The 14,044-nt window shown below is 74.3% G+C and carries 11 protein-coding genes; 2 read left to right on the plus strand and 9 right to left on the minus strand.

Annotated elements, in window-relative coordinates:
* The 9 genes from ACWPWW_RS04830 to ACWPWW_RS04870 all read right to left on the minus strand — a co-directional run bounded on the left by ACWPWW_RS04830 (position 1) and on the right by ACWPWW_RS04870 (position 11,053).
* The gene (locus tag ACWPWW_RS04830; RefSeq protein WP_454049201.1) at positions 1–393 is read right to left on the minus strand and encodes a hypothetical protein; all 393 of its coding nucleotides are present in this window, start codon (positions 391–393) and stop codon (positions 1–3) included.
* 40 nt (positions 394–433) lie between these two features.
* Positions 434–940 (minus strand): phosphoribosyltransferase, encoded by a 507-nt coding sequence (locus ACWPWW_RS04835; protein ID WP_454049202.1) that lies wholly within the window; start codon positions 938–940, stop codon positions 434–436.
* A 52-nt stretch (positions 941–992) separates the two neighbouring features.
* Positions 993–1,517: a DinB family protein gene (locus ACWPWW_RS04840; RefSeq protein WP_454049203.1), complete on the minus strand. Its 525-nt coding sequence runs from the start codon at positions 1,515–1,517 to the stop codon at positions 993–995.
* Between the two features lie 70 nt (positions 1,518–1,587).
* Positions 1,588–3,807 (minus strand): DNA primase, encoded by a 2,220-nt coding sequence (gene dnaG / locus ACWPWW_RS04845; protein WP_454049204.1) that lies wholly within the window; start codon positions 3,805–3,807, stop codon positions 1,588–1,590.
* A gap of 170 nt (positions 3,808–3,977) precedes the next feature.
* Positions 3,978–5,249: a deoxyguanosinetriphosphate triphosphohydrolase gene (locus tag ACWPWW_RS04850; RefSeq protein WP_454050401.1), complete on the minus strand. Its 1,272-nt coding sequence runs from the start codon at positions 5,247–5,249 to the stop codon at positions 3,978–3,980.
* A 28-nt stretch (positions 5,250–5,277) separates the two neighbouring features.
* Complete coding sequence (locus tag ACWPWW_RS04855; RefSeq protein ID WP_454049205.1) at positions 5,278–7,197, minus strand: glycoside hydrolase family 13 protein; 1,920 nt, start codon at positions 7,195–7,197, stop codon at positions 5,278–5,280.
* A gap of 2 nt (positions 7,198–7,199) precedes the next feature.
* On the minus strand, positions 7,200–8,081 hold the full coding sequence (locus tag ACWPWW_RS04860) for a sugar ABC transporter permease (RefSeq protein WP_454049206.1): 882 nt from the start codon (positions 8,079–8,081) through the stop codon (positions 7,200–7,202).
* Position 8,082: 1 nt separating this feature from the next.
* Positions 8,083–9,702 carry an ABC transporter permease subunit gene (locus ACWPWW_RS04865; protein ID WP_454049207.1) on the minus strand — a complete coding sequence of 540 codons (1,620 nt, stop codon included), beginning with the start codon at positions 9,700–9,702 and terminating at the stop codon, positions 8,083–8,085.
* Between the two features lie 106 nt (positions 9,703–9,808).
* Entirely contained in the window at positions 9,809–11,053 is a 1,245-nt protein-coding gene (locus ACWPWW_RS04870) for a sugar ABC transporter substrate-binding protein (RefSeq protein WP_454049208.1), read from the minus strand.
* Positions 11,054–11,266: 213 nt separating this feature from the next.
* On the opposite strand from ACWPWW_RS04870, the gene ACWPWW_RS04875 reads away from it, so the two are divergent.
* Together ACWPWW_RS04875 and ACWPWW_RS04880 are read left to right on the plus strand one after the other, a co-directional pair.
* Entirely contained in the window at positions 11,267–12,298 is a 1,032-nt protein-coding gene (locus ACWPWW_RS04875; protein ID WP_454049209.1) for a LacI family DNA-binding transcriptional regulator, read from the plus strand.
* Complete coding sequence (locus ACWPWW_RS04880; RefSeq protein ID WP_454049210.1) at positions 12,295–14,040, plus strand: glycoside hydrolase family 13 protein; 1,746 nt, start codon at positions 12,295–12,297, stop codon at positions 14,038–14,040. Before ACWPWW_RS04875 ends, ACWPWW_RS04880 begins: the two co-directional genes overlap by 4 nt.
* Positions 14,041–14,044: the final 4 nt, after the last annotated feature.

Consider the following 14,044-nt stretch of genomic DNA (forward strand, 5'->3'; position numbering starts at 1 on the left):
TCAGCGCCCGGGCGGCTCGGCCACCCGCTCGTCGAACACCGCCCGGGCCGACGGGTCGCCGCCGAGCAGGGCGTCGACGTGACCGGGGTCGTCGACCAGCGCGGCGTACCCCCACGCCGCGACCCGCGCCTCGCCCCAGACCGCGGACCCGCTGCCGCGCGCCACCAGCCCGAACCGCCAGTCCGCCGGCACGTCGACCGAGCCGGCGAACAGCTCCGCCGGCACGAACGCGGGCAGCCCGTCGTCGTCCCGGACGAGCAGGCTGAGGTGGTCCGCCAGCGCGACCACGCCGGCGACGACGTACGCCCGGCCCGGGCTCAGCGCGTAGCCGGACTGCGCGTCGGTGCCGGACGGGCGACGGTCCAGCGGCAGGAACGCCCCGCGGTTCGCCACGCACCGCAGGCGAGGGAGCGCCACGCCGCACCTCCCCCGGTCAGGCGGTGACCGGCGGCTCCGCCGACCACGGGAACGTGATCCAGCGGTCCGTGCGGCGCCAGACGAAGTCGGGAGCGACGATCGAGTGCGGCTTGGCGTAGAGCACCGCGGTCCGCGCCTCCTCGCAGTGCTCGGCGACCAGGCGCTGCACCAGGGCCAGGGTCTCCCCGGTGTCGGCGACGTCGTCCACGACGAGGGCCCGGCGGCCCACGAGCGCGGCGTTGTCGAGCAGCGGCGGGAGCACCACGGGCTCGGGCAGGCGGGCGTCGACCCCGGTGTAGAACTCGACGTTGAGGGTGCCGCAGGCCTTCAGGCCGAGGGCGTAGGACAGCGCGCCGGCGGGCAGCAGCCCGCCGCGGGCGACCGCCACGACCACGTCGGGCTCGAACCCCGAGGCCACCACGGCCCGCGCGAGCTCGCGCGAGGCCTCGCCGAACTGGTCCCAGCCCAGGATCTCGCGCTCGTCGGGCAGCTCCTGGCCGGGTGCGGCCTCCGCAGTCGTCATGCCGGTCAGGGTAGACGGCCCAGGTGTGCGGGAGGTTTCGTCATCCGGGCCCTCATCCGCCCGAGGCGGCCGCGTGCTCCACGGTGCGGCGCACGTCGTGCAGGTGGTGCAGGGCGTCGTGGGCGTTGTTCCGGGCGACGTCGGCGGCGGTCTGCGGGCCGCGCGTGGCGTGGTCCAGCACGACGTCGCCCGCGAGCGCCGCGCCGACGGCGTCGACCCAGCCGGGGACGACCCGCCGCAGGGCGAGCAGCGACGCGCCGACGGTGGCGTGCGCGTAGTCCTTCGCGTCGGCGAGCGCGTCGGGGTCGTAGCCGGCAGCGGCACGGCGGCCGTCGACGCGGGCGGCGTCGAGCCGGTACGCCCACATCTCCAGGTTGTCGGCCACGTGCCGGACGTACGCCGCCGTGCTCCAGCCGAGCTCCGGGTGCCGGAGCGGCTCCGGGGCGGTCACGAGCACCGCGGCGAACCGGCCCGGCACCTCGGCCACGGCGTGCACCGCCGCCTCCGGCGTGCGGTCCCAGGTGTACCCGCAGTCCCGGCACGGGTCCCCGTACAGCGCTGCGCCCCACAGCTCCATCCCGGCACCGTACCGCCGCCCGGCCCGCCGGCGGCAGCGGTGGGGTCGTCGGTCGGGTCGTGCGGCGGGGTCAGGCGCTCTCGCGGAGGGCCCGGCGCCGGCCCTCCTCCGCCATCAGCTGCACCGACAGCGAGCGGTAGCCGTCGGGGTCGGCGGTGGCGTCCATGCGCTGCAGCCGTCCCCGCAGGTCCGCGATGTGCCGGGTGATCTCCATCTCGACCAGTGCCATCACCAGCCCCCGGGCGTACCCCGGCAGCCGGTCCGCGCGGTCCTCGGGCAGCGGGGCGACGGCCAGCTGCGTGACCAGCCCGGCGACGGGCGCGGCGGCCTCCTCGCGGACGGCCTCGACCCACCCGACGGCCGCGCTCGGGCCCGCCGCCGCGGCGAGCCGGCGGGCAGCGGCCGCTCCCCCGGCGGCACGCACCGCCGCGTGCACCGCGCGGTAGGCCGGTGCGGTGAACGCGTCGGCGGCCAGGTCGTCGAACTCGGGGGGCACGACCTCGGGCATCTGCAGCACGGCCTCGAGCGCGCGGCGCTCGGTCGCTGCCACGGGGTCGCGGGGGTCCGGCATCGACATCCGCACCGCGGGCAGCGCGACAGTGCCCTCGCCGTGCTGGTCGAGGTCGTGCGGCGGCTCGTGCGACGGGTCGTACGGGGGCTCGCTGGTGCGGTCGTTCCAGCCGCGGTCGTCCCGCCGGTCGGGGCCGCCACGACCGCCGCGGCCGTTCGCGCCACCACCGCCGCGCTGGCGGTCCTCCCACCGGTTGCCGCCCGGGCCGCGCCCGCCGCCGGAGCCGCCGCGTCCGCCGTCACGGCGCTGCCAGCCCTGCTCGGGCCCGGGCGGGACGAAGGCGCCCCGGCCGCCGCCCGGCTGACCCGCACCGCCGGAGCCGCCCGAGCTGCCCGGACCGCCCGCCTGCCGCCCGCCGCCGCGCGTCGCCGACTGCACCGCGCGCTGCACGGTGCCGATGTCCATGCCGAGCCAGCCGGCGAGCATGCGCGTGTACTCGGGCCGGAGCGCGGCGTCGCGGATGCCGCCGGGGATCGGCGCCGAGGCGCGCAGCGCCGCGACCCGGCCCTCGGCGGTGCCCAGGTCGAAGCCCTGCAGCGTCGTGCGGATGACGAACTCGAACAGCGGCTGGCGGCCGCGGACCAGCGCGCGCACGGCGTCCGGGCCCTGCGCCTGGCGCAGGTCGCACGGGTCCATGCCGCCGTCGGCCACGGCGACGAACGTCTGCGCGCTGAACGCCTGGTCCTCCCCGAACGCGCGCATCGCCGCCTTCTGGCCGGCGGAGTCGCCGTCGAACGTGAAGATGACCTCGCCGCCCACGGACTCGCCCGACGCCAGCTGGATGCCGCTGCCCGCGCCGCCCGCACCCATCAGGCGCCGGACGACGCGCGCGTGGTCCGAGCCGAACGCGGTGCCGCAGGTCGCGACCGCGGTGCCGATCCCCGACAGGTGCATCGCCATCACGTCGGTGTAGCCCTCGACGACCACGACCTGCTTGTTCTTCGCGATCTCCCGCTTCGCCAGGTCGATGCCGTAGAGCACCTGGGACTTCTTGTAGAGCGGCGTCTCCGGCGTGTTCAGGTACTTCGGCCCCTGGTCGTCCTCGTACAGCTTGCGGGCACCGAACCCGACGACGTCGCCCGTCACCTCGCGGATCGGCCACACGAGCCGGCCGCGGAACCGGTCGTAGACGCCGCGGTTCCCCTGGCTCATCAGCCCGCTGGCCAGCAGCTCCGCCTCGGTGAACGACCGGCCGCGCAGGTGCCGCAGCAGGTGGTCCCAGCCCTGCGGGGCGTAGCCCACGCCGAACTGCTCGGCCGCCGACCGGTCGAACCCGCGCTCGGCGAGGAACGCGCGCGCGGTCGCCGCCTCCGGCGTCACGAGCTGCTCCGCGAAGTACTCCTCCGCGATCCGGTGCGCCTCGAGCAGCCGCTGCCGCTTGCCGGGCTCGTGCCCCGGCCGCGGCGCGCCGCCCTCCTCGTACCGCAGCGTCACGCCGGCGCGGCCCGCCAGGTACTCGACCGCCTCGGCGAACGGCAGGCCGTCGATCTTCTGGATGAAGTCGATGACGTCGCCGCCCTCACCGCACCCGAAGCAGTGGTAGAGCCCGACCTGCGGGCGGACGTGGAACGACGGCGACTTCTCGTCGTGGAACGGGCACAGGCCCTTCATGGACCCGACGCCGGCGGACTTCAGCGCGACGTGCTCGCCGACGACGTCCTCGATCCGGGCACGCTCGCGGACCGTCTGCACGTCCTCCCGCCGGATGCGTCCCGCCACGGGACGATCCTAGGCCGCGCAGCGCCTCCGCCGACCCACGCGGCCGGGTCCCTGGGCTCACCGCGCCGAGGTCGACGGTTCCGCTGCGGACAGGCCCGCCGAACCCACGACCTCGCGCGGAACCCTCGACCTCGGCGACGTCGAGTTCGGCCTCGGGGGCACGGGGGGGTTTAAAGGAGACAGAGGCGGGCGGGCCCGGCCGCGCCGCACGCGTCGGCCGGGCGCCCCCCCTGGCCGCCCCCCACGCGCAGCGGGGCGGCGGGGGCGGCGGCGCCCCGCCAGTCCGCGGCGAACGGCGGCTCCAGCGCGATCGGGGCCCGGTCGGAGAGCACGTGCACCAGGTCGGCGAGGATCTCCCGCTGCCGCTGGTAGAGCGGCTCGAGCTCGCGCGGGGCCATGACGTACGCGACGGCGAGGCCCTTCAGCACCAGGATCTCGGCGGTGGTGGTGTCGGGGACGATCAGGTCTGCGGCGTACCGCGTGAGCGGGCCCGGGCCGTACCGCTCGCGGGTCGCGAGCTGGGCGGCGCGCGCGAACCGGCCGATCAGCTGGCTGGTGGTGTCCTTGAGCGTGGCGAGGGCGCCGCGGGAGCCGTCGAACCCGGGCCGCCAGAGCTCGGCGGCGGCCAGGCGGTCCATCGCGGCCTCGAGCCCGGCGGCGTCGACGGCGTCGCCGTACCAGGTCTGGATCGCCTCGACGACGCGGGCGCGCTCGTCGGGGACGGTGAGCACGCTGAGGTCGAACCGGCCGCCCACGACGGCGTCCTCGACGTCGTGCACGGAGTAGGAGATGTCGTCCGCCAGGTCCATGACCTGCGCCTCGAGGCACTTGTGCCCGGCGGGCGACCCGTCACGCAGCCAGGTGAACACCGGCAGGTCGTCGGCGTAGACGCCGAACTTGTGCGTCGGCCGGCCGCTGGCGGACAGCGGTCCCTCGCCGACGCCCCACGGGTACTTGACCGAGGCGTCGAGCGAGGCGCGGGTCAGGTTGAGCCCGACCGCGACGCCGTCGGGGCCGACGACCTTCGGCTCCAGCCGGGTGAGCAGCCGCAGGGTCTGGGCGTTGCCCTCGAACCCCCCGATGTCCCGGGACAGGTGCGCGAGGGCGCGCTCGCCGTTGTGGCCGAACGGCGGGTGGCCCAGGTCGTGCGCCAGGCAGGCGGTGTCGACGACGTCGGGGTCGCAGCCGAGGGTCTTGCCGATCTCGCGGCCGACCTGGGCGACCTCGAGGGTGTGCGTGAGCCGGGTGCGCACGAAGTCGTCGCTCGACGGTCCGAGCACCTGCGTCTTGGCGCCGAGCCGGCGCAGCGCCGAGGAGTGCACCAGGCGCGCGCGGTCCCGCTCGAACGGGGTGCGGGCGCGCGACTTGGGGGCCTCGAGGACCCAGCGCTCCCGGTCGGCGTCGACGTAGCCGTCGGGGTGCTCGCTGGTCACGGGCCTCAGCCTATCGGCGCGGCGCCCCGCACCCGGCTCAGGCCAGGCGCCACACCTGCAGACCCGGGCCGTCGCCCGGCAGGTGCAGGCCGGCCTCGTCGACCGGCAGCTCGGCACCGCCGTAGAGCGACACGGGCCGCTCCCCCGCCGCCAGCAGCGCGCCGGGCAGCACCGCCCCGGACCACGGCGCACGGGCCGCGAGCACGAGCACCCGCTCGTCGGGCGTCTCGCGCAGGTAGGCGACGGCGTCGTCGTCGACCAGGACCCAGCGCAGTCCGCCCTCGCGCAGCGCGCGCGACGAGCGGCGCAGCGCGATCAGCGACCGGTACACGTCGAAGGTGGCGGCGTCCCAGCCCGCGCCACCGCCGGCGTCGATCGCCTGCCACGGCATCGGGACGCGCGCGTGCTCGCCGTTGCGGCCGGCCACCCCGCCCTCGTCGCCGGCGAAGACCACCGGCGTCCCCGGGTAGGTCAGGAGCAGCCCGGCACCGACCTCGACCCGCTCGCGGGAGCCGACGATCGTGCGGAACCGCGCGGTGTCGTGCGACCCGAGGAGGTTCCACTGGTGCGTGGTGACGGACCACGGCACGGCCGCGCCGAACTGCCGCATCGCCGCGACGGCGGCGGCGCCGGACCGCCGCGGGATCCCGGTGGGCAGCTCGACGTACCGCACGCCGGCGGCGGACTCCGGGTCGGTCAGCCAGGTCCAGACGGGCCGGGTGAAGGCCGAGTAGTTCATGGTCGCGTGCCAGCCGCCGGCGCGGAGGTCCTCGCCCGCGTCGTGGAAGTGCTCGGCGATCAGGGCGGCGTCCGGGTTGATCGCCTCCATCGCGGCGCGCATCCGGCGGGCGACGTCGTGCGTGAGGTCGTCGCCGCCCTGCCGGCCGGTCATGTTGGCGACGTCGACCCGCCAGCCGTCCATCCGGAACGGCTCGGCGAGGTACCGCCCGACGACGGAGGACGGCCCACCGAACAGGCGCTCGGCGAGCGCGGGCGCGTGGTGGTTGAGCTTGGGCAGCGAAGCGTGCCCGAGCCAGCCCACGTACCCCGGGGCCTCGTCCCGCCAGTAGTAGAAGTCGCGCTCCGGGGCACCCGGGTCCTCGACGGCGCGCCGGAACCAGTCGTGCGCGTCGCCGGTGTGGTTGGTCGTGAGGTCGCCGACGAGCCGCATGCCGCGGCCGTGCAGCGCACCGGCCAGCGACGCGAACGCCGCGTCGCCCCCGAGCAGCGGGTCGACGTGGTCGAACGTCCGGGCGTCGTACCGGTGGTTCGACCGGCCCTCGAACACCGGGGTCAGGTACAGCGTGTCGACGCCGAGCCGCTGCAGGTGGTCCAGGCGCTGCTCGATGCCGGCCAGGTCGCCGCCGTAGAGCTGGGTGCCCGTGCCGGGGCCGCCGCCGACCGGCTCGTCGGACCAGGACGCGGGCAGCGCCCACTCCGGCAGCGGGCCGGCCGGCGGGCCGTCGTGCCCCGTCGACCGCGCGAACCGGTCGGGGAACACCTGGTACACGACGGCGTCGCGCGCCCAGTCCGGTCCCGCCGGGGTCGTGCTGAGCCGGAAGTCGGACGCGTCCGGGACGTCGCGGGCGACGACGCCCTCCCCGTTCAGCCACGCCTGCCCGCCGTCGACGGCCTCGCCGGCCAGGAGGAACCGGTAGGACGTCACGGGGTTGGTCACCGGCACGTCGGCGGTGAACCAGCGTTCGTGGGCGTCGCCCCCGTCGGCCCGCGCCGGGTACACCCGCGGCTCGCCGTCCTCGACGACCCGCACCAGCACCTCCGGCGCCGGCCCGTCCCCGGGCACGCGCACCCGCACCGGCACCACGTCGCCGAGAGACGGGGTGCCGGGCGGGACGTGCAGCGCGGAGCCGTCGTGGTGCGCGCCGAGGCGCACCCGGCGGGCGCCGGGACCGGCGGCGTGCCGCCCGCGTGCGGAGGGGGTGGTGCCGGCGGTCAAGGTCAGCCCTTCACGGAGCCGGCGGTGAGGCCGCCGACGATGTACTTCTGCAGGAACAGGAACAGCAGCACCACGGGGATCGCGGCGAGCACCGCACCGGCGGCGAACAGCCCCCAGCGCGCGTTGCGCTCGTCGGAGGCCCAGTTGTAGAGCCCGAGCGCGAGCGTGAACTTCTCGGGGCGCTGCAGGACGACCTTCGCGATGATGAACTCACCGTAGGACGAGATGAACGCGAGCAGCCCGACGACCGCGAGGATCGGCGCCACCAGCCGCAGGATGATCGTCCAGAAGATCTGCGCGTGCGTCGCGCCGTCGATCTTCGCGGCCTCGTCCAGCTCGCGCGGGACGGTGTTGAAGAACCCGTACATGAGGAACGTGTTCACGCCGAGCGCGCCACCCAGGTACACGCAGATGAGCCCGAGCTGCGTGTTCAGGCCGATCGCCGGGAACACCTCGGACAGCGACAGCAGCAGCAGGAACAGCGCCACGAACGCGAGCATCTGCGGGAACATCTGCACCAGCAGCAGGGCGGTCAGCCCCGAGTGCCGGCCGCGGAACCGGAACCGCGAGAAGGCGTAGGCCGCGGCGGCGCCCATCAGCACCGTGCCGATCGCCGTGATGCTGGAGACCATCAGGGAGTTCAGCGCCCAGCTCCCGTACCCGCGCGGCCACAGGTCCGCGTAGTTCTGCAGGTCGACGGTGCGGAACAGCTGGTTGGAGCCGGTCAGCGTGCCGCCGGGGTTGAGCGACGCGGACAGGACGTACAGCAGCGGGAGCACGCAGATCGCGATCATCACGACGCCGACGACGTGCCGCCAGCCGATCTCGGACCACCAGCGGCGGCCGTGCACGGCGGTGTGCTGCTCGGTCGAGGGGCGGGCCATCTCAGATCTCCTCGAGGGTGCGGGTGCGACGGAAGCCGAGGTAGGAGATGACCCCGACGATGAGGAAGATGACGATCGACAGCGCGCTGGCGACGCCGTACTGCTTCACGCCGCTCTCGAACGCCACGGAGTAGACCATCGAGATCAGCAGGTCCGTGTGGCCGACCACGTACGGGGTGCCGACGAAGTTGGGGCCACCGCCGGTCAGCATGTAGATCAGCGAGAAGTTGTTGAAGTTGAACGCGAAGCTCGAGATCAGCAGCGGCGCCACCGAGACCATCAGCAGCGGGAGCGTCAGCGACCGGAAGATCCGCCAGCGGCCGGCGCCGTCGATCCGCGCCGCCTCGGTCATGTCGGACGGGATGCCCTGCAGCGCGCCGGTGCAGATGAGGAACATGTACGGGAACCCGAGCCAGAGGTTCACGCCGATCACCGCGGCCTTGGCCAGCCACGGGTCGCTCAGCCACCCGATCGACGCCCCGCCCAGCAGCACCTCGTTGATGAACCCGAACCGCTCGTTGAGCATGCCGCGCCACACCAGGGCCGACAGGAAGCCGGGGAACGCGTACGGGAGGATCAGCAGCGAGCGGTAGACCTTGCGACCGCGCACCCGGGGATCGTTGAACGTGATGGCCAGGAACAGGCCCAGGGCGAACGTCGTGGCCACCGACAGGAACGCGAAGACGAAGGTCCACAGGAAGATCTGCGCGAACGGCCCCGCCATCCGGGAGTCGGTGACCATCGCGGTGAAGTTGTCGAAGCCGACGCCCACGCGCCAGCCGGGCGTCAGCCGCTCCCCCTCGGGCGACACGAAGTTGCCGCCCTCGCCCGGCGCGTACACGGTGCCGGTCTCGGCGTCGGTGAAGGTGTCCGACGACGCGTCGTACTCCAGCGTGGAGCGGGACAGGTAGCCCGACGAGCCGTCCTGGGTGCGCACCGAGCCGTCGGCCGGGTCGTCCGAGAACGGCACCCGCAGCGAGGTGATCGCCTCCTGGTCCTCGGCCACCTGGGCGAAGCTCAGCACGTCCCAGCCGGGGACCTCGGTCACCCGCCCGGACTCGACGGTGGCGTCGACCTGCTCGAACGGCTCCTCGGCGGTGCCGACCTGGACGTCGCCGTCCTCGGTGACGACCGCGAAGCCGAGGTCCTCACCCTGCCGCACGACCGTGAGGGGCAGCGTCGGCGAGCCCTCGACCCGGCGCTCGTTCTGCGCCGCGATCTGCGAGATCGCGTCGGACTTGGTCGAGTTGTGGCCGTCGCCGTAGTTGGTGAACGCGACGTAGCCCGTGTAGCCCATGGCGTACAGCTGGTAGACGAGCAGGAACAGCAGGCCCGGGACCAGGTACTTGGCCGGGAGCATCCGCCGGGAGAAGTACGCCCAGTTCGCGACCACCAGCGCGATCACGAGGAACGCGAGGATGCCCCACGACTGCACCGCCCAGGCGGACAGCACCCCGTACACGCCGAGCGCGTCCACCGTGCCGATCAGGACCAGCTTGGCGAGGAAGCCCGGGGAGAACGAGCGGGCGTGCGAGGTCGTGCCGCGCAGCGTCCTCCGGCGCCGGCCCGCGGGGCCGAGGTCGTCGGGCGCGACCTCGGGCAGGGTCGTCTGGTCGGTCATGCGGGGCCTCCGGGCGCGCGGCGGTGCGGGGTCGTACGAGGGGGTCGGGTCGGACGTGCGCGACCGCCGGGGTGCCTGCGCGGCACCCCGGCGGTCGTGGTCGTGCTCAGGCGCCGTCGATCGCGCCCTGGATGTTGGCGACCATCGCGTCCCAGGCGCCGGCCGGGTCGCCGGTCTGGCCGCCGACGATCTGCGCCTCGGTCGCGCCCCAGAAGGACCACACCGAGCTCATCGCGGGGATCGCGGGCATCGGGGCACCCGTCGCGCCGGCCTCGTTGAAGCCCTGCAGGATCGGGTCGTCGACCTTGTCCGCGGCGGCGGTCAGGGCCGGGAGACGCCCGCCCTCCTCGTACAGCATGGTCTGCGCCTCCTCGGTGGTGAGGAAGTTCGCGACGAGCTCGTTGGCGAGGACCGGGTTCTCCGACTGCGCGGAGATGAACACGCCCTGCACGCCGACGAACGGCTGCGCGGGCTGGCCACCGGCCGACGGGATCGGCAGGACGGAGATGTCCATGCCGGCCTCCTCGAACGCCGAGGTGTTCCACGGGCCGGTGATGATGTACGGCGCCTGGCCGTCGAGGAACGCCTGCTTGGCCTTGTCGCCGTCCACCGACAGGTCGAGCACCTTCTCCTGGCCGAGCTTGGCCAGGTACGCGGCGTACGCGTGGCCGGCCTCGCCACCCATCGCGAGCGTGTCCGTGTAGGAGCCGTCGGCGGCCTGCTCGAACACCGGGGCGCCGAACGAGGTCTGCAGCGGGTACAGGTGGTACGGGTCCGACTCCTCGCCCTGCTGGACGACGACGGAGAACGGCTGGCCGACGCCCTGCGCCTGCGCGACGAGCTCGTCGAACGTCGTGGCCGTGGTCTCGGAGAGCAGCGCGTTGTTGCGGACCAGCGCGATGTTCTCGATCGAGATCGGCACGCCGTAGTTCTGGCCGTCGTAGGCCATCGCGGCGACGGCGGACTCGGCGAAGCCCTCCGCCTTCTCGCCCAGCTCCAGCGGCGCGACGACGCCGTTGTTGACCCACTCGCCGAGGCCGTCGTGCGCCGAGACGATCACGTCGGGGCCCTCGCCGGTCGGCACCTGGGTGACGAAGTCGGGGCCGATGTCGCCGGTCGCCTTCTGGACCAGCTCGACCTCGACGCCGGACTGCTCGGTGAAGGCCTCGACGACGGGGCGCATGGAGTCGATGCGGGTGTCGTCGACCCACATCGTCAGCGACCCCTCGGCGCCGGAGCCGGCGCTCGACGAGTCGTCAGTGGTGTCGGAGCCCGAGTCCGAGCCCGAGCACGCCGTGAGGGCGAGCGCGAGGACGGCGGTCGTGGCGAGGGCGGGGATGCTCCGTCGCATCAGGGTGTCTCCCAGCGTGAGAAAGGGGCGGTGCGAGCGTGCGACGGCACCGCCGGCGCTGGCTCGATGACCGGGACCGTAGCCGGATCCGCGACGCGTTTGCAAGCCGTTACGGTAACTTTCAGATCTCGGTTACAGTCCTGCACCGAACGACTTCGCGATACCCCGGACAACGACGACCAGGAGGCACCGGTGCGCCCTACGCTCGCTCCCGTGCGCACTCGCCTCACCGACCTCGCCGAGCAGGCAGGCGTCTCGACCGCGACCGTGTCGCGCGTCCTCAACGGCAAGCCCGGCGTGTCCTCGGACGCCCGCCAGGCCGTGCTGGCCGCGCTCGACGTGCTCGGCTACGAACGTCCCGAGCGGCTGCGGACCCGCCCCGCCGGGCTGGTCGGCCTCGTGGTCCCCGAGCTGTCGAACCCGGTGTTCCCCGCGATGGCGCAGGTGATCGAGGCGATGCTGACCCAGCGCGGCTACACGCCCGTGCTGTGCGCGCAGCAGCCCGGCGGCACCACCGAGGACCAGTACGTCGAGATCCTCCTGGAGCACGACGTCGCGGGGATCCTGTTCGTCTCCGGTCTGCACGCCGACACCCAGGCCTCCGTCGAGCGGTACCAGACGCTGCGCGCCCGCGGGCTGCCGATCGTGCTGGTCAACGGCAAGGCCGACGGCGTGGACGCCCCGACCATCGCGACCGACGACGCCGTCGCGATCGAGCTGTCGGTCCGCCACCTCGTCGCGCTCGGGCACCGGTCCATCGGCCTGGCCATCGGTCCCGAGCGGTTCGTCCCGGCCGCCCGCAAGCGCCGGGCGTTCGCCGACCAGCTGCGCGCCCAGCTCGGCGTCGAGGACGCCGCGCCGCACGTCAACACCACGCTGTTCACCGTCGAGGGCGGCGCCACCGCGGCGCACGAGCTCATCGACACCGGGCACACCGCGATCATCTGCGGCTCGGACCTCATGGCCCTCGGCGCGATCCGCGCCGCCCGGTCCCGCGGCCTGCACGTGCCCGCCGACCTGTCCGTCGTCGGCTTCGACGACTCGCCCCTGATCGGCTTCACCGACCCCCCGCTGACGACGGTGCGCCAGCCCGTCCAGGCGATGGGCCAGGCCGCCGTCTCCGCCCTGATGGCGGAGATCAACGGCACCCCGACCTCCCGCACCGAGCTCCTGTTCCACCCGGAGCTCATCGTGCGGGGCTCGACCAGCTCAGCACCCGCTGCATCTTCCGGAGGACCCGCGTGACCCTGCTCGACAACCGCCCCGCCGACCTCACCGCCCCGCAGGTGGTGCACGAGGCCGGTCCCGCCGACGGACCCTGGTGGCGCGACGCGGTCATCTACCAGGTCTACCCGCGCTCCTTCGCCGACGCGGACGGCGACGGCATCGGCGACATCCCCGGCATCACCGCACGGCTCGACCACCTCGCCGCCCTGGGTGTGGACGCCGTCTGGCTGTCCCCGTTCTACCGCTCGCCGCAGGCCGACGCCGGCTACGACGTCGCCGACTACCGCGACGTCGACCCGCTGTTCGGCACGCTGGCCGACTTCGACGCGATGCTCGAGCGCGCGCACGGGCTCGGGCTCAAGGTCGTCGTCGACCTGGTGCCGAACCACTCGTCCGACGAGCACGTGTGGTTCCAGGAGGCCCTGCGCACGCCGCCCGGGTCGCCCGAGCGCGCCCGGTACCTGTTCCGCGACGGCCGCGGCGAGGACGGCGAGCTGCCCCCGAACAACTGGCAGTCGATCTTCGGCGGCAACGCCTGGACCCGGCTCACGCCCGAGCAGCACGGCGTCGACGACGGCCAGTGGTACCTGCACCTGTTCGACTCCCGCCAGCCCGACCTGGACTGGACCAACCCCGAGGTGCGCGCCGAGTTCGAGGACGTGCTGCGGTTCTGGCTGGACCGCGGGGTCGACGGCTTCCGGGTCGACGTCGCGCACGGCATGGTCAAGGCCGAGGGCCTGCCCGACTGGGACGGCCACGTCGCGATGATCGACGGGTCCGACGACGCGGACGCCGTGAGCGGCTCCGGCAACCAGGGCCCGATGTTCGACCAGGACGGCGTCCACGAGATCTACCGCACCTGGCGCGCCGTGCTCGACGAGTACGACGGCGACCGCATGCTCGTCGCCGAGGCCTGGGTCGAGCCGCTGTCCCGGCTGGCCCGCTACGTGCGTCCGGACGAGATGCACCAGGCGTTCAACTTCGCGTTCCTGGCCACCGGCTGGGACGCGCCGGCGCTCCGCAAGATCATCGCCGCCTCCTACGAGGTCAACGACTCCGTCGGCGCCCCGACCACCTGGGTGCTGTCCAACCACGACGTCGTCCGGCACGCGTCGCGCCTCGGCCTCGCCGACCCCTCGTCGCGACCCAACGGCATCGCCGCCGAGGACGAGCAGCCCGACGAGGTGCTCGGCCTGCGCCGCGCCCGCGCCGCCACCCTGCTCCTGCTCGGCCTCCCCGGGTCGGCGTACCTCTACCAGGGCGAAGAGCTCGGCCTGCCCGAGCACACCGCGCTGCCCGCCGACGTCCGGCAGGACCCCGCGTTCTTCCGCACCAACGGCGCCGAGCGCGGCCGCGACGGCTGCCGCGTGCCGCTGCCGTGGGAGGCCGGCGCGCCCGGGTTCGGCTACTCCCCCACCGGCGACAGCTGGCTGCCGCAGCCGGCCGAGTGGGCCGCGTACGCCGCGGACGCCCAGGACGGGGTGCCGGGCTCGACGCTCGAGCTCTACCGCGCGGCCCTGCGGCTGCGCCGAGCCGAGCGCCTGGGCACCGGCGGTGCCGCGTGGGAGCCGGCGTACGCCGGCACCCCCGAGGTGATCGCCGTCCGCAACGGCTCGGTCCTCGTCGTCGCGAACCTCGGGTCGGCACCGGTCGCGCTGCCCGAGGGCGCCGAGGTGCTGCTCGCCTCCGGCCTGCCGGACGACGCCCCCGTCGGCGCGACCCTGCCCGGCGACACGACGGTCTGGCTGCGGGTCGGCTGAGGCC

The sequence above is a fragment of the Cellulomonas sp. Marseille-Q8402 genome, from assembly GCF_965119525.1.